At 60.4% G+C, this 23,213-nt stretch carries 20 protein-coding genes; 12 read left to right on the top strand and 8 right to left on the bottom strand.

All coding sequences use genetic code 11. The annotated features are described in order from the left end of the window. Positions 1-245: 245 nt before the first annotated feature. The 3 genes from GGR39_RS10575 to GGR39_RS10565 form a co-directional block, all read right to left on the bottom strand. Positions 246-1,661, bottom strand: coding sequence for an acyl-CoA reductase (locus tag GGR39_RS10575; protein WP_183617084.1), 1,416 nt, complete (start codon positions 1,659-1,661; stop codon positions 246-248). A gap of 12 nt (positions 1,662-1,673) precedes the next feature. Beyond that, positions 1,674-3,053, bottom strand: a complete 1,380-nt coding sequence (locus GGR39_RS10570; RefSeq protein ID WP_183617083.1) for a hypothetical protein — start codon at positions 3,051-3,053, stop codon at positions 1,674-1,676. Positions 3,054-3,208: 155 nt separating this feature from the next. After that, positions 3,209-4,111, bottom strand: coding sequence for a helix-turn-helix transcriptional regulator (locus GGR39_RS10565; RefSeq protein WP_183617082.1), 903 nt, complete (start codon positions 4,109-4,111; stop codon positions 3,209-3,211). Between the two features lie 139 nt (positions 4,112-4,250). Between GGR39_RS10565 and GGR39_RS10560 the strand changes: the two genes are divergently transcribed. The 4 genes from GGR39_RS10560 (at position 4,251) to GGR39_RS10545 (ending at position 10,149) form a co-directional block, all read left to right on the top strand. Next, positions 4,251-5,846, top strand: a complete 1,596-nt coding sequence (locus GGR39_RS10560) for a GMC family oxidoreductase (protein ID WP_183617081.1) — start codon at positions 4,251-4,253, stop codon at positions 5,844-5,846. A 9-nt stretch (positions 5,847-5,855) separates the two neighbouring features. Next, positions 5,856-7,334 (top strand): aldehyde dehydrogenase family protein, encoded by a 1,479-nt coding sequence (locus GGR39_RS10555; RefSeq protein ID WP_183617080.1) that lies wholly within the window; start codon positions 5,856-5,858, stop codon positions 7,332-7,334. Between the two features lie 214 nt (positions 7,335-7,548). Beyond that, a complete protein-coding gene (locus GGR39_RS10550; protein ID WP_183617079.1) occupies positions 7,549-8,499 on the top strand; it encodes a LysR family transcriptional regulator in 951 nt (316 codons plus the stop codon). Positions 8,500-8,856: 357 nt separating this feature from the next. Beyond that, on the top strand, positions 8,857-10,149 hold the full coding sequence (locus GGR39_RS10545) for a cytochrome P450 (RefSeq protein WP_221226079.1): 1,293 nt from the start codon (positions 8,857-8,859) through the stop codon (positions 10,147-10,149). 1 nt (position 10,150) lies between these two features. On the opposite strand, the gene GGR39_RS10540 is transcribed toward GGR39_RS10545, so the two are convergent. Together GGR39_RS10540 and GGR39_RS10535 are read right to left on the bottom strand one after the other, a co-directional pair. After that, the gene (locus tag GGR39_RS10540) at positions 10,151-10,945 is read right to left on the bottom strand and encodes a helix-turn-helix transcriptional regulator (RefSeq protein ID WP_183617078.1); all 795 of its coding nucleotides are present in this window, start codon (positions 10,943-10,945) and stop codon (positions 10,151-10,153) included. Between the two features lie 170 nt (positions 10,946-11,115). After that, positions 11,116-12,261 carry a thiolase C-terminal domain-containing protein gene (locus GGR39_RS10535; RefSeq protein ID WP_183617077.1) on the bottom strand — a complete coding sequence of 382 codons (1,146 nt, stop codon included), beginning with the start codon at positions 12,259-12,261 and terminating at the stop codon, positions 11,116-11,118. 162 nt (positions 12,262-12,423) lie between these two features. On the opposite strand from GGR39_RS10535, the gene GGR39_RS10530 reads away from it, so the two are divergent. From GGR39_RS10530 to GGR39_RS10505, 6 genes are all read left to right on the top strand, one after another. Next, entirely contained in the window at positions 12,424-13,230 is an 807-nt protein-coding gene (locus tag GGR39_RS10530; protein WP_221226078.1) for an enoyl-CoA hydratase-related protein, read from the top strand. Next, positions 13,230-13,649, top strand: coding sequence for a Zn-ribbon domain-containing OB-fold protein (locus GGR39_RS10525; RefSeq protein ID WP_183617076.1), 420 nt, complete (start codon positions 13,230-13,232; stop codon positions 13,647-13,649). Before GGR39_RS10530 ends, GGR39_RS10525 begins: the two co-directional genes overlap by 1 nt. 6 nt (positions 13,650-13,655) lie before the next feature. Further along, complete coding sequence (locus GGR39_RS10520) at positions 13,656-14,576, top strand: SDR family NAD(P)-dependent oxidoreductase (RefSeq protein ID WP_183617075.1); 921 nt, start codon at positions 13,656-13,658, stop codon at positions 14,574-14,576. A gap of 4 nt (positions 14,577-14,580) precedes the next feature. Then, positions 14,581-15,036, top strand: coding sequence for a MaoC family dehydratase (locus tag GGR39_RS10515; protein WP_183617074.1), 456 nt, complete (start codon positions 14,581-14,583; stop codon positions 15,034-15,036). A 105-nt stretch (positions 15,037-15,141) separates the two neighbouring features. After that, complete coding sequence (locus tag GGR39_RS10510) at positions 15,142-16,089, top strand: quinone oxidoreductase family protein (protein WP_183617073.1); 948 nt, start codon at positions 15,142-15,144, stop codon at positions 16,087-16,089. 97 nt (positions 16,090-16,186) lie between these two features. Further along, a complete protein-coding gene (locus GGR39_RS10505) occupies positions 16,187-17,182 on the top strand; it encodes a phosphotransferase family protein (protein ID WP_183617072.1) in 996 nt (331 codons plus the stop codon). A gap of 51 nt (positions 17,183-17,233) precedes the next feature. Here GGR39_RS10505 and GGR39_RS10500 read toward each other — a convergent pair whose 3' ends face one another. Both GGR39_RS10500 and GGR39_RS10495 read right to left on the bottom strand, forming a co-directional pair. Continuing rightward, positions 17,234-17,896, bottom strand: coding sequence for a nitroreductase (locus GGR39_RS10500; RefSeq protein WP_183617071.1), 663 nt, complete (start codon positions 17,894-17,896; stop codon positions 17,234-17,236). 80 nt (positions 17,897-17,976) lie between these two features. Continuing rightward, positions 17,977-19,512: a class I adenylate-forming enzyme family protein gene (locus tag GGR39_RS10495; RefSeq protein ID WP_183617070.1), complete on the bottom strand. Its 1,536-nt coding sequence runs from the start codon at positions 19,510-19,512 to the stop codon at positions 17,977-17,979. Between the two features lie 362 nt (positions 19,513-19,874). Between GGR39_RS10495 and GGR39_RS10490 the strand changes: the two genes are divergently transcribed. After that, complete coding sequence (locus tag GGR39_RS10490) at positions 19,875-20,963, top strand: CaiB/BaiF CoA transferase family protein (RefSeq protein WP_343055856.1); 1,089 nt, start codon at positions 19,875-19,877, stop codon at positions 20,961-20,963. Here GGR39_RS10490 and GGR39_RS10485 read toward each other — a convergent pair. Next, positions 20,950-21,879, bottom strand: a complete 930-nt coding sequence (locus GGR39_RS10485) for a LysR family transcriptional regulator (protein WP_183617068.1) — start codon at positions 21,877-21,879, stop codon at positions 20,950-20,952. The two genes, GGR39_RS10490 and GGR39_RS10485, sit on opposite strands and share 14 nt — an antisense overlap. Before the next feature lie 220 nt (positions 21,880-22,099). Between GGR39_RS10485 and GGR39_RS10480 the strand changes: the two genes are divergently transcribed. Further along, positions 22,100-23,119 (top strand): zinc-dependent alcohol dehydrogenase, encoded by a 1,020-nt coding sequence (locus GGR39_RS10480; protein ID WP_183617067.1) that lies wholly within the window; start codon positions 22,100-22,102, stop codon positions 23,117-23,119. The last annotated feature ends 94 nt before the right edge of the window (positions 23,120-23,213 follow it).

The following is a 23,213-nucleotide window of genomic DNA, read 5'->3' as shown; positions in this document are numbered from 1 at the left end:
TGGGTCGGCGGTGCGCCATCGGCTATAATGGTAGATCGGCCATCGTCGCCAAGGCCGGTGACTATCCGTCGCACATCCCGCTCCCTCCGACATCAAGAGCGACAAAAACCCCGGCATCTTCCTCCAGAGCTTTCCCGCCGGGAGAGGGTGTCGCCCATCGCCAAGTCCGACAAGCACCCTTTACGGGGACACCAAACGTGATTTCGGGGGCGGGGAAAGCGGGGCAAATCTCGTGCCCGGTCTTCTCAGCTCGGCGGTTCGACGTCAGAATAGACCCAGTGCATCATGCGGTGAAGCGGCAGGTTGCCATCGTGTGGCAGGCCACCAAAAGCGCCCATGTGCGCCATGCCGAGGTGGACGATGCGTTGCGCGCCCGCACTGGACAGCCCGTCGCGCAGTTCATGGATGCGGCCAGGCGGCCATACGCCGACGGTTTGGGTGGCAACGGTGACGTGGGCGATCGCTTTCCCGAGTTCCGGCACGCGCACGACATTCACCACCTTGCCGGTGGGATTGAAGGATACCGGGTCCTCCGATCGGATGACAATCCCGCCCCCATCGGCTTTGCCAGATACACGATAGACTGGTTCCAGACTGGCAAGCATGTCGATTTCGTCACGGAACTCGGCGGGCGGCACGGGGCCGTCTTCGCCGGCACTATACCGCGTTTCGCGCCGCATCGCGTTGGCCAAGGCTGCGCAATAGGCATCGACCTGCTCTTCGTCACCTTCTACGAACTGAAAGCGCGCGCAACTGCAGGCATCCTGATTGAAAGCGACGATATCCAGTACGGCCCTGTCGGCGACCGCCGCCGGGCTTTCGCTTACGAAGGCATCGGCTCCAATCATGGAAATTGACACTTTCGGGTCGAACGAGATGATCTCGAAACCGGGGGCGGCGTATTGCATGGCATGGCGAACAGCCGCATCGCCGCCCCAGACTACCAGCTTGTCGAAATATTGCGAACGCATGATATGGTCCTCGATGGCCTGGTCGCCGCCGCGCCAGTAAGCGGCCGAGAGGGATCTGGTGACTGGATGATTAGGACCGACCTCGGCCATCGTGCGAAGGAGCGCGCTGGCGGTGAACATGTCGTTTGAAGGCATCTTGAGCAGGTGTACGCCCCGGCTGAGCGCGGCCCGGATGATGGTGATCGGCGGCACGATCGGCGCATTGCCGGCGAGGATATGGACGGCCCGGGGCGGAAAGGCGCGTATGTCCACCTGGCCTGCAGGCAAGGTCCGCCGGTGCCAACCGTCGGCATCCTTGATCGGCCCGAGCGAGGCCTCCGCCTCTGCCTCTATGCCGTCGCGCGTGAACAGGGCTGGCAGATCGCGGTAGCAGTTTTCGAGGATGCGCGCTCCCAGTGTCGAACACCGTACGTTCGCGGCTGCAGCCTCCTGAAGATAAGGGTTACGGTCGAAGTCAAGCGCACGCCCGACCTCAACCAGAAAATCAATCACTTCGCCAATCGGCGTATCAAAAGCCGGCCCCGGCTCGTTGCGACGCCAGACGAGCGTATCAAGGTCGATCTGCGGGGTGACGACGGTATCGCCTGTCGCCCGGGAATAATGCTCGACCGTGGCGCTGAGATCGGTTTCGCCCTTGATGACATGCGGGACCAGTTGCCGCCCCTTATTGTCGATAGCTTGCTGGAACATGTTACCCTCCGATCAAGCATCTACGGCGGCTGACAGGGACCCGCGCACATAGGAGTCGATCGATCCCGCGCAGGTCAGCTTGCCTTCGCCTTCTTCAAGATCCGCATACCGCGCGACCTTGTGCACCATCGTCGTTCGGACGTCGTCGATGCCGCCGCCAAATTCCACCACGACCTTGTCGCCGGAAATAATGCCGCCCCAGTGCGAATCAGCAGTCACGTCAAAGAATGCCATGCGTCCTTCGATCGTCCCATTTCCATCGGTGGGATTGATCAGAACCTCGCCTGACTTGTCCAGCACAAGCGGGATCAGCCAAGGCGGAACCGAATAGGATTGCGTGCCAGGGACCTTCCCGCATAATCCGTTTACTTCACTCATCCCGTAGGTGTCGGCCATGCGTTCAGGCGTGAAGCCGTAGAAGGAGATGATCTGCTGCTTGTAGTCGTCAGGCAGGGAAACCCCTTTGGTTCCGCCACCGAAGCTGGCCATCGTATCGGGATGGAAGTCGCCGTCCTTCACGCCGCGCGCCCGCAAACCCTCGGCAATCTGATAGCCGGTGCCCCACATCAGGCCGAAGAAAATCGGGTTGTGCCGATGTTCGGCAATCAGGTCGAGCCAGGCGCTCCATTCGGCAACTCGCTTCTCCTGTCGGGCAGCGACGATTGCCTCATAGGCGGCGATTTCGCCCGGGCCGATCTTCCCAGCGGCAAGAAGCCTGCGAAGCTGCGCAGGCCGCATCGCATCGAATGCCGTGATCGGGTCGTCGCTCAACCGGAAGAACTTGTCGCCGGTGGCCGAGTAGGGGACATAGTAGCTGTTGGCGAAGGCGGCCATCTTGTGTGTCGCCTTGGCGGGCATCATGGTGAAGATATCGAAACGGCCGTCGGGCCGAGCGCCGCCAAGCGCGAAGTTCGTCGCGGCGCCGCAGGCGGCAATGGCAAGGTCGCGCTCCGCTGCGGATTGATTCATGAACGAGGATTTGCCCGAAGTCCCGCTCGACGCAAAGACATGATGACCGGCTGCGTGCGCACGGGCCAGCCAGTCGTCGATGGTCGCGATGCCGTCATTGTCAATATTGGCGGTGGAACATGCCGATAGTGTGCCGAGCCAAAGGCTCATATTGCGCCATTGGCTGTTATCGACGAAGCTTTCAGGATAGCTCTTATAGCTTGTATGAGAGAAAAGCAGCGGGACCAAATCGTCGAGCGTGCGGATTTCATCTATGCCCATTTCGCTCGCCCGCCGATCCAAAACGCGGATCTTCTCGCGTTTTTCCGCGAAGCTTTCCCGCGCAGCGGCAAGCTGGAGTTCGGCCAGATTGGGGATTTTTGCGCGGAAAGGGTCTTCATGAAATGCATATTGCGCAAGCGTCTGCGTAGCCGATCCGTACATAGGGCATTCCTCTCTCGCTTGTTGTAGCGGGATCCTAACACCGCTGTGTCCCTCCAGCTTGCGCGAATGCTGTCGCAAAGCGGACAGAGGATCGCGAAAGCGTCATTCCGGCCATGGCAGCTTGCCGAAATTCGGAGTTTGGGTGGCCGGGCCGGTCAAGACCTGAGGATGCAGGCCTGTTCGTGTACTCGGAACGCCCTAGGGGTCAGCCCAGTCGACCGCCGGAAGGAAGCGGTGAAGGCCGCTGAAGTCTTGAAGCCGCAGTCCAGTGCGACCTGCTTGACCATTGCGCCGGCTCTCAGGGCGGTTTTGGCAAAGTCCAGCCGCGCCTCCCCGATATAATTGTGCAGTGTCGTACCGGTCGTCGCTCTGAATGTGCGCATCAGGTGACGGGGGCTAAGGCCACATTCCCTGGCGATATCCGAGATCGGGATTGCGTAGTTATTCGCGCCCTCCACCAGGTCGCGTATACGGTCTAGCCGCCATTTCGGCAGCTTTTCCCCCTTACCGTCACATATCTCGCGCGCATAGCGACTGAAATCGATGAGCAAAGTCAAGGCGAGCGATTCAAGGAGCGCTTCATGTGCGAAGCCAGGGTTGCGGATTTCTGCGGCCATTCGTGCCAGTCCCTGGGCGATCTGCGGCCCTCGCACGTCGAAACAGGGGCTGGAAAAATCGTCGATCCGCTCTTGGGTTATCTCGCGCAGCGTGCCGACGTCATGTACGCTGAGACATAGGTTGTAGAAGTCGCCACGAGTACTCCTGACCGAAAATACGCCGTCTTTGGGCAAGAAAATAATCCTGCCGACCGGGCAGTACCGATTGCGCGACTTGTCGAAAAAGCCCGGCGTTCCGCGAGGTGCGAGAGCATAGTCGAAATAATGGGCATTTGTACGAAGTTCCGCCTCGTGGACACTGTCCCAAGTCATGCGGCGGATATCAATGTGCACGGCTGGAAAGGTAATGCTGCTTTCGATCTCCAACCGCTGCATCGTGGTTGGCAGGCAAGGCAGTGCGGCTTCTTCAGCCCGGGACAGGGGTGGCTGACGCGTGGCCATCGGCTCACGATACCTCAGATGGTAGGGACCTATTCTAAAATAGATCACGGCGCACCCAATGGAAAGGGCATCCAGTAGATTCGTCTCGTCCCCCGAACGGGACTCTTTCGCCCAGGATGGCCATGGCATAGCGCTTAGCATGGATACGTACGATTATATCGTTATCGGGGCCGGATCGGCTGGTTGTGTGATCGCCACGAATCTGGTCGAGGCCGGGAAAAGCGTTCTTTTGCTCGAATCAGGGCCGATCGATCGGGATTTCTTTATAACGATGCCGGGCGGGCTGCAGAAAATCAGCAAGAAGCTGGCATATCATTTCCGGACGGAGCCCGATGCGTCCGTGGGTGGCCGCACCGTTTATATGAAGCAAGGGCGCCTGCTTGGCGGCGGCTCTTCCGTCAACGGCATGGTCTATATTCGCGGCCAGGCGCAGGACTACGATGATTGGGCCGCCGCGGGCTGCGATGGCTGGAACTGGGAAGATGTTCTTCCTGTCTTCAAGCGGAACGAGGCCAACCAAAAATTCTCTGAACCCTATCACGGTACCGAAGGCCCGTTGCGGGTGTCCGATGCGGGCTATCACCATCCACTCGGCTACGCCTTTGTCCGGGCGGCGCAGGAGTGCGGCATTCCCTACAACGATGATTTCAACGGCGCGGATCAAACGGGCAGCGGCTTTTACCAGACGACCTCTGCCGATGGCCGTCGCCAGTCCACTGCCGTCGCGTATTTATCCCGAGTGCGCAAAAATCCCTTGCTGCAACTGCAGTGCGGTGCCGATGTCGAGACCATTCTGACCGAAAATGGCGCCGCGAGTGGTGTACGCTATAGCGTAGGCAAGGGACAAAGCCGCTCCGCCCTTGTGCGCGAGGAGGTCATTCTCGCCGCCGGTGCCTTCGGATCACCGAAAATCCTTCAGCTATCGGGAATTGGTCCCGGCGCGACGCTGGGCGAATTCGGCATTCCGCTCCTTCGGGATCTGCCCGGCGTAGGCGCTAATTTTCAGGATCACTATCAGGCGGGTGTCTATGGTCGGACACGCGATCCGATCAGCCTTTACGGCGCGGACAAGGGCGCGACCGCCGTTCGACATGGTTTGCAGTGGATATTGTTCAAGTCGGGCCTGCTCACATCCAACATCGTGGAGTCCGGCGGCTTTGTTTCGACCGACGGAACGGGCCGACCCGACATTCAGTTCACCACGGTTGCGGCGCTGACCGGCGATCCTGATCGGCCGGCCCTGCCGGGTCATGGCATCAGCATCAGTCCGTGCAATCTTAGGCCTAAATCGCGTGGTACGGTGGCGATCTCCGGCCGCGATGCAGCCGCTGCGGTCAAGATTCACGGTAATGTTCTGTCCCACCCTGATGACATGGCGACACTTGTGCGCGGCGTTAAGCTGGCGCGCCGTATCCTGCGCGCGCCGTCACTGGCAAGATTGATCAGCCACGAGCTGGCGCCCGGCCGCAATGGCGAGGAGGATCTGCCGGACTCGGTGCTTGAAGAGCATATCCGCACGGTGCTCAAAACCGTCTATCACCCTTGTGGGACGTGCAAGATGGGCAAAGCAAGCGATCCGCAGGCGGTTGTCGATTCGCGGCTGCGCGTCCACGGCGTGCCCCGCCTGCGTGTGGCGGATGCATCGATCATGCCGACGCTGGTCAGTGGCAACACCAATGCGCCGGCGATCATGATCGGACAGCGCTGTGCCGACTTCATTCTGGGAACGAAATAGGATCAGGGCGTGCTGGCAGGTCAGGAAGGCAAGTTATATATCGGCGGCGAGTGGATCGCGCCGAAGGGCAGCGGGTCGGAAGCTGTGGTCAACCCGGCGACCGAGGCTGTGATCGGGCACGTCGGCATAGCAGGGGCGGATGACGTCGACGCGGCGCTTTCCGTCGCTCGAACGGCTTTTGAAAGCGGGCCATGGCGTCGCATGTCAGTGGCCGAACGTGCCGCCATGCTGGGCCGCCTGTGCGACTGGCTGGACCAGCGGGCGGACCGCATTCGTGCGCTCATCACGGCGGAAACTGGGTCTATTCAGTCCTTTGCGCGCACGATGCAGTTTGCGACGGCGATGGAGCATGCCCGGCATTATCTCGTCCAGGCGACAAAGGTGGAGCCGGAGGCGCTTCCTCTCGAGCCTGTCGCCACCGCCGGCGGTGCCACGATGGTGGGTGGCGGTCTTGTCGTGTATGAACCGGTTGGCGTTTGCCTGGCCATCACCCCGTTCAACGTTCCCTTCATGCTGAATCTGGCGAAGGCGATTCCGGCGCTGGTGATGGGCAATACCGTTATCCTCAAGCCTTCGCCTTTGACACCCTATTCGGCGTTCATCATCGCCGACGCAGCCGAGGCGATTGGCTTGCCGGCCGGGGTTCTCAATGTCGTGAACTGCGGTCCGGCCGACAGCGCTAGGCTGACCGGCGATCCGCGGGTAGATCTGATAACGTTCACTGGATCGGACATGGTGGGTGCCGCGATCCAGGCCCAAGCCGCGCCAACGCTCAAGCGGTGTATCATGGAACTCGGCGGTAAATCAGCGATGATCGTTCGGGCTGATGGCAATCTGGATGCGGCGGCAAGGACCGCGCTAGCCAGCCTGACTTTCCATGCGGGGCAAGCCTGCGCCGCGATGACGCGGCTTGTCGTGCACAATTCCATCCGTGCGGATTTCGTAGAGAGGGTGAAGACCCTCTTCGAGGCTGTCAATATCGGCAATCCGGCTGATCCCGCAGTTACAATGGGCCCTCTGATTCGCGAAAACTCCCGCGCTCGGGTGCGGGAGATGGTGGCCTCCGGGATTGCTGACGGCGCAAGACTGGTGACGGGGGGACAGGTGCCCGAGTCGCAGGAGAAAGGCTTTTTCTATCGGCCCACTCTGCTGGACGAAGTGGATAATAGTTGGCGCGTCGCGCGGGAGGAAATCTTTGGCCCGGTCGGTGTCGTGATCGGTTTCGACGACGACGAGGACGCCATCCGGATCGCTAACGACAGCGATTTTGGGCTTTCAGGTTCCGTCTTCTCAGCAGACGTTGGGCGTGCCTATGCCATCGCGCTGGAAATGCGGACGGGCAAGGTCAACATCAACGGCGGGTCGGGGAAGATGAGTTCCTACCATCCGTTTGGCGGTATCAAACGCTCAGGATACGGGCGTGAATTCGGCGATATCGGGCTAAAGGAGTTCACCTATACAAAAACACTCGCCTTTCATCTGGCATGATCGGATGTCATGCAGCGCGCAGGACTTGGTTTGTGGATTCCAGGCATTCCTTTCATGGCTTGGCCTGTATACTTGTTAAGTGATCTGATTGCCCAACCCTTGATAGGTAATGACTTGCAATAGGTTCTGCCTATGACATGCTGTAAGTCGATAGGAGAGGCGTAGCGCCTGAGTGGGCCTGCGAAATTAGCCGATACCGTCGGCAGAGGTGAAAATGGACGAGACCCAGCTTCGGAACTTCCTGATGATCGGGCGGTGCTCATCGATTACAGAAGCTGCTGACCGACTGGGAATAGCGCAACCGTCGCTGAGCCAGCAGTTGCTGCGTCTCGAAGATGAAGTGGGTGCCAAGCTGTTCGACCGAACGTCGCGCGGGGTGGCAATGACTGATGCGGGACGCATGCTGCAGGAACACGCCGGGGCCATCCTGCTGTCGATGAGTCGCGCCCGAGAAGAAGTTCAGGCGGCTGAACATCTTCCACAAGGCGAAGTGACGATCGGGCTTCCAGCAACCGCAAGCCTCATCCTCGGCGTTCCGCTGCTGCAGGCGGCCATGGAAAAGATGCCGCAGGTCAACCTGCGCCTGCGTGAGGGGCTGAGTGCGACCCTACGGCGGTCGCTGGGTGAGGGGCGTCTGGACTTGGCCATATTGTACGACACGGAGGGCGCACGCTATCTCTCCGCCAAAACGGTGGCGCGCGAAACGCTCCTGTTCGTGGGGCCTCCCGGTGATTTCGGTGATCGGGATGATTTGGGAATTGCAACCGAGCCTGTCGATCCAGGTTTGGTCAAACAGCGCAAGCTTATCCTCCCGTCGTTGACCCATGGCTTGCGTAAACTGATAGAGGGTCGGCTGCAAATTGGACATCTCCACAACGCCGTCAGGCTGGAGCTAGACTCGCTCACCCATACCAAGACGCTGGTGGCGGGAGGATTTGGCTACTCTCTGTTGCCGCATGCGGCGATCATGCACGAACTCGCGAGAGGCGAGTTATCGGCTGCCCACATAGCTGGTGTTGACCTGTCGCGCACGGTCGCCATTGCGCGTAACCCCACCCAGGCGATCACACGTGCCGCAATGGAAATCAGTGACCTCGCAGCGCAGCTGCTGCATCAACTGATAGAGAATGGTGGTTGGCTGGCTGAGGCCGTCGATCCGAGCTAGCGCGATTTCAAAGCAGTTGGGATCAACTGCTAACTTGAAGAACGCGGCATCGGAAAACTTAGAGCAGCCGATCCAATGCAACCGGATTGGAAACTGCTTAGCGAAGCGTTTTTGCCGGTAGGTATACCGAACCACGTGCGGACGGGATCCTTATTTACGGCGGTCCACAACGTCACTACAGTATCGTGATTGCCGCAGGGCAGCCGCAAGACTGCCCAGCATGACGCAACCGGCCAAAGGCCTGGCCTATCGGGGTGGAGGGGCAAGGCAATTAACGCGGCATTGCAAATTAGGCTATGCGTGGCCTCGCTTTTTGATGGCAACTGCCGTCAGCGACTTCGTTAGCAGGTTGATCCGATGAACATTCAGACCGCGCAGAAAACACGAATGCCGCAAGAGATCGCGGATCGATTAGTCGACCCGAAGGTTTATGGGGAGTTCGATACCATCCATGCGGATCTGACCTGGCTGCGCCACAACATGCCGCTGAGCGTTGCAGAGACGGATGGGTATGACCCCTTCTGGGTCGTGACGAAGTACAAGGACATGGAGGAGATCGGTCGACAGCCGCGCTTGTTCACGAACAATGGGGTGCGCAAGACGTTGATCACGCAGGACTTTGAAGCGCGGGCGAAGGCGATGCAGGCGCAGGGGCGTGAGCCTGTGAATCGGTCGCTGCTGACCATGGATCAGCCCGAGCATATGCGTTATCGCCTGATAACGCAGGCGCGCTTTGCGCCCAAGGGCATACGTAGCCTTGAGGCTGACATTCGGGGGATCGCGAGCCGAAGCGTCGGTGCGCTGGCCGGAGCCAGCGAATGCGAATTCATGGACCGGGTGGCCAATCGCTTCCCGCTTCGCGTCATCATGAGCCTGCTTGACGTCCCGCGCGAGGACGAAGACATGTTGCTTAGCCTGACGCAGAGGTTCTTCAATCCTCGCGATACCGAAATTTCTGGCAAGCAAGGGGGCTTTTCTGTCGGGGCGACGTCGAACCATGATCTCGTTCATGAGATGAAAGCCTATTTCACCTCAATCGCTGAAGATCGCCGCGCCAATCCTCGGGACGATGTGGCATCCGTGATCGCCAACGCCAAGATCCGCGGTGTGCCGGTACCGGAATTTGATGTCGTCAGCTATTACATGACAATCGCGACAGCCGGGCACGATACCACGGCGTCATCCACCGGCGGCGCGGTGCGCGCCATGGCGGAAAACCCCGAGCAGTTCGCCTTGGTCAAGGCGGATCGCTCGCTTATCCCCTCGCTGGTGAATGAAGCTGTGCGGTGGACCTCGCCGGTCAGCCATTTCATGCGCACGGCCACCGCGGATTACGAACTGCGTGGCCAACATATCCGAAAGGGGGACTGGTTGATGCTTTGCTATCCATCAGGTAATCGTGACGAAGACATCTTCGTCGATCCCTTCACATTTCAGGTTGACCGCAAATCCAACTCGCAAATTGGCTTCGGCTATGGCGCACATGTATGCCTGGGACAGCATCTCGCCCGCATGGAGATGACGATCTTCATGGAAGAGTTCTTTGAGCGGGTCGAATCAATCGAGATGGCAGGGCCGGCGCGGCGCACGGATTCCATTTTAGTCGGCGGCTTGAAAAGCCTTCCCATCCGCTATCGGCTCGCCGAATAGCCTACAGCAATTTCAGGTAGCGCTGCAGAAGCTCGTGGCGTCCTCCGAGACGGAGGCGCGCATAAAGACGCTTGCGATACGTGGCCACGGTCTCCTCGCCCAAGCCGAGATCGAGCGCTATGCCGTAAGCGGTGATGCCGAACAAGATGCGCGCGCTGACCTGCAATTCCCTTTCCGAAAGGCCCCAGTCGCTTTCCCGAAGATTTTTCTCGATCTTTTCGATGGAGCCGAACTGAGCTGCCGCCTTGTCCTTGTCCCAATGCATCGCTGCGTGCTTTGCGCACACGGCAATCAGCACGTCCGCCGTACGGGCTAGGCTTTTCAGTTGTGTTCCCGCAAATTCGCCTGTCTCGTTCGAACGAAGCGCGGCAATGGCATAAAAATCCTCTGCCTTCTTTCCACAAACGACAACGCGATCGGCGATTTTGTAGTGTTCTAATGCACGATCCAGCGCCGGATCTTCCATTTGCTTCAGTTCGTCATGCATCAGTATCGCATGCATGCTCTCTTCCGTCGCCTTCTGAGCACACTTAAGCTCTGCATAGGAGCGAGCGGGCCAATCATTTTTGGCAGGAGGCGCTTTCAACGCGTGCTGCCCGCTGATGCTGGCTCCGCCAAGAAACCGAGGCTCGCCGCCGCGTACTCGGTAGATCGAGAAATGCTCAACCCCTGAAAGGTCGTGAAGCATCCGCAGGGTTTCGCCTTCGAACTCGTCAGTGCCTAGCGCATTGACCACCGCAGCAATCGCATCTGCCTTCGACGGTGCATCATCGAGTATTGCCACAGCCTCGTCCATTCAGCTTTCCATTTATCCGGTGCTGTTATCTCCCTTCAGAGTAAGCCATTTAGGGCTCGCGGCAAGTGCCTAGCGTAATAAAGGGCAGAACGTTTTTCTATTGCCGTGGAACTGTGCTGGGGTGAGGGTGCGGCAATATAGAATGACATACAGAATGCCCGTAAAAGGGATCAGCCCGACGCCAGGATCATCGTGCCATTCGAGCAGAACCAGCCTCCGGTGCCGCTGACACAAGCCAGCCTTGCCCCCTCTACCTGCCGGTCGCCACATTCTCCGCGAAGTTGGCGCGCTGCCTCCACCAGCAGAAAAAGGCCGCGCATTCCGGGATGGCACGCCGATAGGCCGCCACCGTCTGTATTGGTTGGCAGGCTTCCGCCCACGCGCAACTTACCATCCGCTACGAAGGGGCCACCTTCGCCCTTGGCGCAGAAGCCAAGGTCTTCTAGTGTTATCAACTCCATATAGGTGAATGCGTCATAGACCTGGGCAACGTCGATTTCATCCGGCCTAACCCCGGCCCTCTGGAAGGCGAGCGGACCCGCGACGGCAGCGGGCGACGTAGTAAAGTCCTCCCATTGGCTCATCGACACATGTGATCCAGCTTCGGCCGCGCCCAGCACCCAAACGGGGTCGCAGGCCAAGTCTTTCACCCTGTCTTCAGCGACCATGATCACCGCCGCGCCGCCATCCGATCGGATGCAGCATTGAAGCTTTGTGAAGGGGTCTGCGATCATTGGGCCGCCCAGCACGTCGTCGATGCTGATCGGCTCGCTATAGGCGGCAAAAGGCGTCAGACCCGCATTGTAGCGCGCGGAAACCGCAATTTCGGCCAAATGTTCGAGTGTGGTGCCATATTCATGCATGTGGCGGCGGGCGGCCATCGCATATTTTGAGATGAGCGAATGGCCGAACGGTGCTTCGAACTGGCTGGGTCCGCGTGTACCCCAATTGAGCGATGCGGTGCGCAGTTTCTTCTTTAAATCGCTGCGCGCCGTAGATCCGTAAGCAAGCAGGATCACGTCGGCGCGACCTGCCGAGATTGCGTCTGCGGCATGGGCGGCCATGACTTCCCATGTCGCACCGCCGACACCTGTCGAGTCCATCCAGCGCGGACGAATACCCATGTATTCGGCGACGTCGATCGGTTGCAGGGCACCCAGCCCTGCGGACGCCACACCGTCAATGTCGGAGGGGGCAAGGCCGGACTGTAACAGGGCTTCACGCGCCGCGCGCGCATGCAGTGCATAAGGCGTCGCATCGGGCGTGCCAGGTTCTCCCGACAGTCCCACGCCAGCAATCGCTACCCGCCTCGCCATTACATACTCCTTTTATGGTCCCGCCAGTGACGGGATGAATAGAGCAGCAGGTTTGGGCTGACTGTAACCGTCGGGGGGACTCGTTCATGTTCGGGGCGGGCAATAGGATTTGGGCAACTGATAGGCTTGATTTCGGGGCGCAGGAACTAAGGAGGGCGTGAGGTGAGTGAAGGGGAGTCGGACATGCTGCTTGTCGACATGGCGGGCGGTGTGATGTGGATCACTCTCAACCGGCCCGATCGTGCCAACGCCATCACGCCCGAGGGGCGTCAGCAGATAATTGAACTGTTGCGCCAGGCGGATGCGGACCCGGACGTCAGGGCGGTTGTAATCGGATCTACCGGTAAGCATTTCTGCGCCGGCGCGGACGTCAGCCGCATGGCCTCGACCATGGCGCAGAAGCGGGCGGTTGGCAGCACGATGCGGACGATGCTCTGGGGTGCGCAGGCCTTAATCACTGCGGTGCTGGATTGCGGCAAGCCGGTAGTCGCGGCGGTGCAGGGGCCGGCGGCTGGTCTTGGCGCCACCTTGGCGCTGGCATGCGACCTTGTGATCGCGTCGCAATCTGCATGGTTCTCCTTTCCCTTCGCGCTTCGCGGCCTTTCGATGGATGCGGGCAGCGCTTATCTCCTGCCGCGCAGGATCGGGCTACAGAGGGCCAAGGAACTGGCGTTCTTCGGCGAACGGCTCACAGCCGACGAGGCGATGGCCATCGGCATGGTGAACCGGGTCGCCACGCCGGCGCAGTTCGATGTCGCGGTCGAGGACATGGTCGCTCGTTTGGCCAAGGGGGCGACGACGGCCATCGGTCTGTCGAAGAAGCTGCTCAACGCATCCATGGATTCCGATCGCCAGGGCGCCTTCCTGGCGGAGGCTATGTCCCAGGAAATCAATTCGCAGACCGAAGACGTGCGTGAAGGCATCGCCTCCTTCGGTGAAAAGCGCGAAGTCGCCTACAGGGGGTATTGATGGCCAGCGCCGCACCACGTTTCGACTTGCCGACGATCGAGGACGAAACTCGTCCGTTCTGGGACGCCTTGCGTGAAGGGCGGTTGATGATCGCCCGATGTGGCGCTTGCGGAAAGGTCCATTATTATCCGCGCCCAATGTGCCCGTCGTGCTGGAGCGAGGATGTCTCGCTGGTCGAGGTCACGGGGCGTGGCACACTCTACACCTGGTCGACCGTGTATGTGAACGACCTCCCGCCCTTCAACACCAAAGTGCCTTATGTGGCCGCGCAGGTCGATCTGGAGGAGGGGGTGCGCTTGACGACAATGGTGGTCGATGCCGCTCCTCAGGATCTCGAGATCGGAATGAAGCTGCAGGTCGTTTTCGAGGCCATTTCAGACGATGTGACAATCCCGGTTTTTGCGCCGGCAAGGAGTTAAGGGAATATGACGGGATTGCTTGCAGGCAAGGTAGCCTTGGTAACGGGCGCCGGGCACGGGATCGGCCGCGGCCATGCGCTTGAACTGGCACGGCATGGCGCAAAGGTGATCGTGAACGATCTGGGCGGTAGCGTTCACGGCGAAGGGCAGAGCCGCGACGCCGAGGTTGTGGTTGATATCATCAAGGAGCGCGGTGGCGAGGCTGTCGCCGATTTCGGGAACGTCGCAGACGAGGCGTGCGCCGATGCCATGGTACAGCGTGGCGTAAACGAATGGGGGCGCATCGATATCATCGTCAACAATGCGGGCATCGCGCGTGACAAGGCGATCTGGAACATGTCGGTTGAGGATTTTGACCTTGTCATGAATGTGCATTTGCGCGGCAGTTGGCTGACAAGCCGGGCGGCGGCGCGGATTTGGCGCGCGGCGGCAAAGGCAGGCGGCGGACGCTATGCGGGCCGGATCATCAACACCACGTCTGGTGCGGGGTTGCTCGGCAATTTTGGGCAGACCAACTATGCTGCGGCGAAGGCTGGCATTGCTGGCCTTACCCTTACGCTGGCACTCGAACTGGCATCGATCGGCGCAACGGCCAACCTGATCTCGCCCGGTGGCCTCACACGGATTACCTCGACCCTTGGCATGGGTGCCCCCAAGGAACCCGACGACTTCGATCCGGAAGTGTTCGATCGCTACGATCCCTCGCTCGGTTCGCCGATCGTTGCTTGGCTAGCCAGCGACGAGGCACAGTTTGTTAGCGGTCAGTGCATCCGCGCGGTCGCCGATCGCCTGTCGGTGCTCAAGCCTTGGCACGAGTCCGCTGGCATCAGCAGCGGTGAGAAGCGCTGGAAGGCCGAGGACATCGGCAGGATCATGGGCACTGACCTGTTCGGTACCCGTGCCCCTGGCCTGAGGCTGGGGGGTTGATCGAATGACAGTCGTTTTCAGTCACGAATCCCTGCCGGGCCTGGTCGGAACCACCCTGGGGCCCGGCGAATGGATGGAGGTCACGCAAGACCGCATCAACCAGTTCGCCGAGGCCAGTGGCGACCATCAGTGGATCCACGTCGATGTGGAGCGCGCGGCAAACGGTCCGTTCGGAACAACGATCGCGCACGGGTTGCTGACGCTATCGATGATCTCCGCCCTCAATCAAGGCATGTTCACCTTCAGCGGCTTCAAGATGGGGGTGAACTATGGCTACGAAAAAATTCGTTTCCCTTCACCGGTCCCAGTTGGCTCGCGCCTGCGCGTTCTCGCCAAGGTCATAAGCTATGAGCCGGTGGGCAGCACCATGCAGACGGTGATCGAATGGACCGTTGAGCGGGAAGGTACGGAAAAGCCGTCCTGCATCGCTCAGATGATTTTCCGTCATACTCCCAACTAAGGGGGGCGGAACGAGGTCGGCCTTCCCGCCGCCGCCGGAAGGCGGATGCCGATGTGAAATGATGATGGCGGCCGACGACATGCCGCAAGACCGGGAGTTTTTCCGATGCGTGCTGTTCTTGTCGAGGCCAAGCATACCGTTCCGCACCTGGTCGAACGGCCTCGCCCGGTGCCGGTGCGGGGCGCGCGAGTGATCAAAGTCGATTGGGCGGGCCTGCAGCCGACCGATGTTCTGCGCGTGCTCGGCACCTACAAGAACCCGACTTTTCCCTATGTGGTGGGCGGCGAAGGGATCGGGCGGCTTGAGGATGGTACGCGTGTCTATTTCGGCCATTCCGTACCGCCGGAGGGCGCGATGTCGGACTATACCCTTGTTCCCGATGAGGAAATCTGGCCGATCAGCGAGGACGTCGATGCACAACAGGTCATCGCGCTGGCACTCGCCGGTCTCGGCGCACTTGTCCCGCTGGAAGAGGCCCAGATCGTCCCCGGCGAGCGTGTGTTGATCCTGGGCGCCACAGGGCCTGTGGGGCAGATCGGCACATTGGCGGCGCGTGAACTTGGCGCGGGCGTCGTCGTGGGGGCAGCCCGATCCCGTGAACGGCTGGAGCGTCTGAAGGAGCGCGGCATGATCGACGAGCTTGTCGTGCTGGGGGAGGGTGATGACCAAAAAGCGCTGTCCGAGCATATGGGGCCGCGCGGGTATGAAGTGGTCCTTGACCCGCTGTTCGGTGCGCCGGCCGAGGCGGCCATGCGCTGCGTGGCCGAGGGCGGCCGGCTCATGAGTATCGGGACCCGCGCGGGACGGACGATGACGCTGACGCTCACGGAATTGCGGCGGCGGCATCATCACGGCGTCGATACCGGCGAACTGATCCGGCCGCCGGCTGAACGGCGCGCTGCGTTCGACCGGCTGCTCGATTATGCCGCGCGCGGTAAATGGCAAATCGATGTGGCAGCATATGACATCGAAGACATCGAGGCGGCCTGGACTGCGCAGTGTGGCAGCCCCGGAGCGAAAATCGTGATGAGGGTTGCCAGTGACGCGCGATGAACGCCTGAGTGCGTGGCTAAGGACCTGCCCCGCCCTTAGTCCGCAAACCAGGCTCGAATCTCTCGTTCCGATGACAGGCGGGCAATCGAGTGAGCTCTTGCTTGCGACCATTGCCCAGCCATGCCAGTCGCCTGAAACACTCGTCATCCGTCTCGAACAGCGCGGCAAGCAGTTGTTCATGACGCCAGATATCGGGCGCGAATATCGCGTCATCGACGGAGTGTTCAAAGCTGGAACGGTGCCCGTGCCGCAGCCGATCGGTCTTGAATCAACAGGCGATGTGCTGGGCACCCCGTTTCTCGCCATGGGCCACGTGGCGGGAACACCGCTGCTCGGTCGTCCCTCGATGCACCTTGCCGGACCGCTGCCAGACTGGACTGCCGAACAGCGACGCGCGGCCGCCTTCCGCGGCGTGGACGTTATGGCGTACATCCATGGGATCGATTGGCTTTCCTCGCATGCCTTTCTTCTGGACTCAGCTTCGGCGGACAATGCGCTCGACCAGCACCTGCGCCGAATCGAACGATGGTATAATTGGGCGACCGGCGGCCGGCCACATCCAGTAACCGACCAGGCGCTTGCCTATGTGCTTGCCAACAGGCCGGCGATGGGAAAGGGCGATCCGGTTTTACTATGGGGCGACGCACGGCCAGGCAACATCCTTTTCAGTCAGGATCAGAATGTGGCGGCCGTGCTGGACTGGGAGGGGGCGTTCATTGGGCCACGTGCGCTGGACGTCAGCTACTGGTTGATGTCCGACCTTTTTCATGCCGAGGCCATCGGTGTCGACCGCCTGCCCGGCTGGCCGACCGAAGCGGAGACGATTGCCCGGTACGAGCAAGTCAGTGGGACACAGGTGCGAGATCTGGACTATTTCATCGTGCTTGGCGCTTTGTTCATGGGGACCACCCTCATCAGGGCAGCAGATATCGGCATCGCAGACGGGCGACTGCAAGCCGGATCGCGCTTGGGCATGGACAACAGCCTTACACAGATTATCGCGCAGCGGCTGGGTCTCCCCTCCCCGCCCCTATCGCCGGACTTTATCGCGCACCGCAACCTGCCCGCCGGGACGCGCGGCCTTGCAGCTTGAGGCGGATGTCTGAACGCTAGGCTCGGTCGGCCTCACCGGGCTCCGCGGATGTCAGTCGAAGCCAAGAAATGTGATTTGCTCCGTTAGCGGTACGCGTTCCCGTTCGAAGGTGTTGACTTCGGCGTTCGTATCGCGCCAGCCGATGGAAAGGCCACAGAATAGAACGACGTCGTTGGCCAACCCGAGCTGGTCCTTGATTGTTTTACCATAGAGGCCCATGAATTCTTGTGGGCAGCTGTCCAAGCCCTCACCGCGCAGCAATAGCATGATGGTTTGCAGCCACATGCCAACATCGGACCATTGTGGCTCCTTCATCAGCTTTGGGAAGTGACACAGGAGCAGCGCAGGTGCGCCGAAGCTGAAAATGTTGCCTTGCCGAAAGGCTTCGCGCGTATCCGTCTGATCGCGTCCGATGCTCATCGCCCCGTACATGCGCGCACCCAGCGCACGCAGACGCGACTTGTATTTCTCAAGCTGACCCGGCGCGGTGAATTCATATTCCAGCGGATCGTCCTGCTCGCTGGCCGCAAGGCGTTCCTGTAGCAAGCGCAGCGGCTCGCCCATCAGGACGGTCGCTTCCCAAGGTTGGTAATTGCAGCCCGAGGGTGCCAGGCGAGCTTGGTCGAGAACCCGATACAGCGTTTCAAACGGGACCGGGCGAGCGGAGAAGGCACGGATCGACCGGCGCGTTGCAACCGCTTCTGCGACATCCATTTATCTATTCTCCCGCGTTGTGGCAGCCACGTGTATGCGAAATCGACCCCCGCAGTATGGGATTACCGAAGTCGAAAATGTTATCCGCGGGTTATTTCAAGGCTCGCCGCGATGCGTTTCAACTCTGTTTTGTCAATCTTCATCATTGCGTTTACTGGCAGCGCATCAGTCAAGACCAGATGATCTGGGGCTTTATAGTCTGCCAATTCAGCGCGTATCTTGTCGCGCACAGTGGCAAGGGTAGGGGGTGATTCAGATTCGCGCGGCACGACGAAGGCCACGCCGATCTCGCCGATGACGGGCGCTGGTACACCCACAACGGCAGCGGCGGCGATTTCCGGCATTTCGGCCAGTACGCGTTCGACCTCGACCGGATAGACATTGTATCCGCCACGAATGTACATCTCACCGCTTCGCCCCGCCAGCACGAGATTGCCGGCCTTATCGAAGTGGCCAAGATCTCCTGACAACAGCCACCCGTCATCCAGGAATACCTCTGCAGTCCTTTCCGCGTCCTCCCAGTAACCGACCATTGCGGTTTTGGACCGTACCGCGATACGGCCGATCTCACCATGGCGCACGTCCTTAAAATCAGCGTCCAAAAGTCGCAGTTCGACCCCGGGCTGAGGTCTGCCGACGGTGCGGAATTGGACTTCGGCGCTATCGCTTGTTCGGGTCCCTGTCATCGATGGGCACTCGGTCATCGAATAGCGCACGATCAACGGTACCTTGAAAACCGATGATACCTGCGCGATCAGATCCGGCGGGGCGGGGGCGGTCGCACTGATACCGACTTTGAGATCGGGCAGGGAAAGATCCGCTTTCGCCGCCAGCAGCACCAGCTTTGCCCACTGGGTGGGGACGGCACCTGCAATCGTGATCCGCTCGTCCAGCAACAGACGCAAGGTATCGTCGGCGTTCCAGGGGACCGCCGCGATGACCAGCGTCATGCCAAAAGCGACCTGCTCCCATCCCTTCGACATGAACCCGGCATGGGCAAACGGAACAGAGCCAAGCTTGCGCGCAAAGGGCGCAGCGAGCGGGCCGGCAGTACGTATCGCACGGCGTAGGTTGTCGTGGCTGAAGCACGCACCCTTGGGTAGGCCGGTCGTTCCACTGGTCCATATGACCACGGCCAGATCGTCTGGCTTTCCAAGGTGTGGAACCGCTGCGGCACCCTCATGACGGATGGCGTCCAAATCGCTTCGCCGGATTGTCGCCTGGCCTTGGCTCGCAAATGGCGCGTTGTCCTCCAAAACGATTACGGGTGCACCGGATCGCGTGACAATGCTGTTAAGCTCGCGCCGGCCCAGGCGGACATTCACGCCGCTGGCTATCGCACCTATTAATTGAGCGGCTGCGAAGCAGATGGCAAAATCAATCGAGTTTTCAAGTGCAATCAATACGATCGAGCCCGGCACGGCACCGCGCTCTCGCAGCGCATGGCCGCAGCGCAAAGACTGCTCGTACCATTGGGCGTACGTGATGCGTTCGCTGCCGTGAACAAAGGCCTCCCGATGGGGAAATCTTACGGCCGCCGCTCGCATGAGATCGGCGAAGATGGGAACGTCGGGGTTAAGTACCGGCTGGGGATAGTCAACGTTTTCGTTATCCATTCGGATATTACCCCTTTCCCAACGCCGAGCAGCCTAACAACGCCGTCGTCGCTTCTGGGATAGAGCCTTGCCAATTGGCAATCTGCCCTTTGCACTTCCCGCGATTGGAAAAGTTTATGCCGATAACAGCCAAGCCATCGATTGCGCTCATGCCGCGCGTCATTGGCGCGGCCAATCGCGTAAAGTCATAACTATTCTTGCCGCCGCGGTCAGGATGCCCAACCAAGCTTCAATTGGGACAGTGGGCTTTCGCCTGGCGTCATGCGGCATGATAGGACCTTGGTGCCCCTAAGTCCGAAGGCCGCGATGCGTGCAGGCGGCCGGCACCTCTGTTTAGCCCGACATGCGAATGGGGGATTATATTGAGCACAGCACCCTTGGCGGGAGTCAGACTGTTAGAGTTTGACGGGATGGGACCGGTTCCGCTGGCTGGCCGGTTGCTATGCGCCATGGGCGCGGATATCGTCCGCATTGCGAAAACGGGATCGGCAGACCGGCCCGGCTCGGGTCTATTGCTTCATGATCGGCCCGTGGTTCGTCTCGACCTGAAATCGCCATCCGATCTGACCACCGTTCGCGATCTTGTCGACAGGGCCGACGGGTTGATAGAAGGGTTCCGTCCAGGCGTGATGGAACGATTGGGGATAGGCCCGCAGCAATGCCAGGCGCGCAATCCTGCACTCGTCTATGTGCGCGTGACGGGATGGGGACAAGAAGGGCCTCTGGCGCAGGCGGCGGGGCACGATCTCAATTATCTCGCTTTGTCCGGTATTCTCCATGCGATCGGTCCCGCTGACCGGCCGCCGCCGCCGCCTCTAAACCTGATTGGGGATTATGGCGCGGGGTCGGCAATGGCAGTGATCGCGATGCTTGGCGGATTGATGCAAGTGCGGAACGGGGCGAAGGGCGAGGTGATCGACGTCGCAATGATTGATGGTATCGCCGCGCTTTCGACATCCATCCATGCCTTGTCGAAGGCGGGCCGATGGAGCGAGCATCGGGACGACAACATGCTCGATGGCGCTGCGCCTTTCTACCGCTGTTATTCGTGCGCCGATGGCGAGTTCATCGCGGTGGGCGCGCTCGAACCGCTATTCTTTGCTGAACTGGTCGCGAAATTGGGGTTCGAAAAAGGTCGCTGGGTCCAGCGCAACCGCTCGGACTGGCCGGATATGGCGGCTGCGTTTACGGAACGCTTCGCATCGCAGGCGCGGGATGAGTGGGTCGCCCTGTTTAAAGGATCCGACGCCTGCGTTACGCCGGTGCTCAGCTTTGGCGAGGCGGTTCGCCATCCGCACAACGTGGCCAGAAGGATATTCACTGACGGACTGCCGTCGCCCGTGCCCCGCTTCCACTCGGCTGACGGCCCCGCGATGCGGTGTGGTGAAGAACTCGCTGCAACTGTCCTCGATCGATGGGCGAAGACCCCAAGCGGCCCTAAGTGCCGATGACGCTGCCTGTCCAATTCCCCGAAGCGACCAGTTCTCTGGCCACGGCTGCGAAGCTGTCGCCGACAAAGCGCGCGGCCGGTGAAATCTCACGATCGGCGGGATAGGTCATGACGATCCGCCGTCCGGGCACGGGATTCATCAGCGGAGCGGCAATCAGCTCACCTGCTTTGACGCGGGCATGTATCGGGGCGTAGGGCAATATCGTCGCGCCATAGCCAGCCCGGACAAGGTCGATCATGGCGGTGAGCGAATCTACCTCCAGCGATGCGCTTAGGGTGATCCCCGCCTGCATTGCCGCTGCGTCCAGGATTGCGCGCAGGCCATGCGCGGGGCTGGGTAGCACCATCAACTCATCTGCCAGCGAGGCGAAGGACACCGGGGTGCCGGCCACGAGGCGGCCACCCGGCGCAGCCACGAGCAATAACGTTTCATCCAGGATTGGCACGGTATGCACCAGTCCCCCGTCCGAAACGGCGTATGAAACACAACAGTCTAGTTCACCTCTTTTCAGCCATTCGACCAAGTGCCCGGAAAAGCCAGTAGTAAAGCAAAGCGACAGCTGGGGGTGAGCGGCTCGTATCGCGCGCACCAGTGGCAATGTCGCAACTTCGGCGACAGTGGGCGTGACGCCGACCCGAACCTTGCCCACAAGCAATGTGTAGGGATCGCGTGCGCATCGCCGAATATCATCCAGTCGCATCAGGATGTCGGACGCAGGGCCGATGATCCGATGACCAAGCTGGGTCAGGGTCATGCCTCTCCCGTGCCGTGAGAAGAGCGCCCCGCCAAGATCACTTTCCAACAGCCGTATCTGCCGGCTCAACGCGGGCTGAGCGATGCCCAGCCGGTCTGCCGCAGCGGTAACGCTGCCAAGCTCGGCCACGTTAACGAGTGTACGCAATTGGGCAATGTCCATGTGCGTCTCATATCGATCTATAGAATATGTGTATAGCTACTTGAGCCATCTTATATTCGGATGAGCGCACCTACAGTGCTAGGCTTTCGATCGCCTAGACTGACGAACGCTTTGGCGGACAGTGGTCAAGGCAAGGGCGGTCACCGCCAAAGGTACTCTATTGTGACTACCCGTAAGCATAGGAAGCGTGCCACGGCGCTTGGAAAAGAGAGAGGATCGCATGAAAGCCATCATCTTCAATGGACCCGATGCGTCCCTCACACTTGAAGACATAGCCGACCCGAAGCCTGCAGCAGGAGAGTTGGTCATCCGGGTTCAGCGATGCGGTATTTGCGGTTCTGACGTCCACCTGACAAAGGAGCATGGCTTCTTTCCCGTAGGCGGCGTCATTGGTCATGAGTTCGCCGGCGAGGTCGTTGCCGTCGGTCGGGGTGTGGAAGGTTTCCGTGAGGGGGATATCATCACGGCGATGCCAGGAGCGGGCTGCGGTGAATGTGAGCCGTGCCGGCGCTTTGGGCCGCTGACTTGCATTCACGGAGCGGACATGGTCGCCGGCGGCTTCGCCGAATATACGCGTGTCAAGGCGGCGACGTCGATCAAGCTGCCTGCGTCCTTGACGCTAGCGGATGGCGCTCTGATCGAGCCAATGGCTGTTTCGCTCCATGGGGTGCGTCTGGCTAATATCACGTCCGAGACCCGGGTCGTCGTTCTAGGCACTGGGGCAATCGGCCTTGCCGCGATTTTTTGGGCTAAGCAGGCTGGAGCCGGGCGGGTGGTTGCTGCATCGCGATCCGACCGGCATGCGCAATTGGCACAGCTGATGGGGGCGGAAGCTTTCGTTAAGACTGGAGACGGCGAGGCGCAACGTGTCGCCGACGCGCTGGGTGGCGCCCCGCAGGTCGTAATAGAATGCATCGGCGTGGAAGGGGCGCTGAATCAATGCATCATGATGGCGCAGCCCGGGGGAACAGTGGTTTCGCTCGGCTTTTGCACCAAGCCCGATGTCGTAGTGCCGGCGCTGGCTACGTACAGGCACGTCAGTCTTGCATTTTCGATGGCCTATTCGCTGGACGATTTCGAAACCGTCGCCCGAACCTTCGACAAGGGGCATGTCGAGGCCCGCTCCATGATTACCGAGACGATCCCGCTGGCCGCTGTTGCCGATACGATCGAACAGCTGCGCGCCGGAAGGGGCGATGCGAAGGTCCAGGTGGACCCGTGGATGAACCCGACCGGTTGATACTGATCCTTTCGGACAGGGCAGGCACGCGTGCCGATCTGCGTTGTGCGCTAGCGGCGCCCGTTCATCTCTTCACCGCACGGGCGGGCGACCT

Origin of the sequence: Novosphingobium fluoreni (assembly GCF_014196615.1) — a bacterium.
Taxonomy (GTDB): domain Bacteria; phylum Pseudomonadota; class Alphaproteobacteria; order Sphingomonadales; family Sphingomonadaceae; genus Novosphingobium; species Novosphingobium fluoreni.
The sequence above is the reverse complement of the archived record's forward strand: the minus strand, read 5'-3'. Positions and strand labels throughout refer to the sequence as shown.

Bases quoted from the DNA above. Each gene is read 5' to 3' on its own strand.
- GGR39_RS10575 (WP_183617084.1), bottom strand. From the start codon at position 1,661: ATGTTCCAGCAAGCTATCGACAATAAGGGGCGGCAACTGGTCCCGCAT.
- GGR39_RS10570 (WP_183617083.1), bottom strand. From the start codon at position 3,053: ATGTACGGATCGGCTACGCAGACGCTTGCGCAATATGCATTTCATGAA.
- GGR39_RS10565 (WP_183617082.1), bottom strand. From the start codon at position 4,111: ATGGCCACGCGTCAGCCACCCCTGTCCCGGGCTGAAGAAGCCGCACTG.
- GGR39_RS10560 (WP_183617081.1), top strand. From the start codon at position 4,251: ATGGATACGTACGATTATATCGTTATCGGGGCCGGATCGGCTGGTTGT.
- GGR39_RS10550 (WP_183617079.1), top strand. From the start codon at position 7,549: ATGGACGAGACCCAGCTTCGGAACTTCCTGATGATCGGGCGGTGCTCA.
- GGR39_RS10545 (WP_221226079.1), top strand. From the start codon at position 8,857: ATGAACATTCAGACCGCGCAGAAAACACGAATGCCGCAAGAGATCGCG.
- GGR39_RS10540 (WP_183617078.1), bottom strand. From the start codon at position 10,945: ATGGACGAGGCTGTGGCAATACTCGATGATGCACCGTCGAAGGCAGAT.
- GGR39_RS10535 (WP_183617077.1), bottom strand. From the start codon at position 12,261: ATGGCGAGGCGGGTAGCGATTGCTGGCGTGGGACTGTCGGGAGAACCT.
- GGR39_RS10525 (WP_183617076.1), top strand. From the start codon at position 13,230: ATGGCCAGCGCCGCACCACGTTTCGACTTGCCGACGATCGAGGACGAA.
- GGR39_RS10520 (WP_183617075.1), top strand. From the start codon at position 13,656: ATGACGGGATTGCTTGCAGGCAAGGTAGCCTTGGTAACGGGCGCCGGG.
- GGR39_RS10515 (WP_183617074.1), top strand. From the start codon at position 14,581: ATGACAGTCGTTTTCAGTCACGAATCCCTGCCGGGCCTGGTCGGAACC.
- GGR39_RS10510 (WP_183617073.1), top strand. From the start codon at position 15,142: ATGCGTGCTGTTCTTGTCGAGGCCAAGCATACCGTTCCGCACCTGGTC.
- GGR39_RS10500 (WP_183617071.1), bottom strand. From the start codon at position 17,896: ATGGATGTCGCAGAAGCGGTTGCAACGCGCCGGTCGATCCGTGCCTTC.
- GGR39_RS10495 (WP_183617070.1), bottom strand. From the start codon at position 19,512: ATGGATAACGAAAACGTTGACTATCCCCAGCCGGTACTTAACCCCGAC.
- GGR39_RS10485 (WP_183617068.1), bottom strand. From the start codon at position 21,879: ATGGACATTGCCCAATTGCGTACACTCGTTAACGTGGCCGAGCTTGGC.
- GGR39_RS10480 (WP_183617067.1), top strand. From the start codon at position 22,100: ATGAAAGCCATCATCTTCAATGGACCCGATGCGTCCCTCACACTTGAA.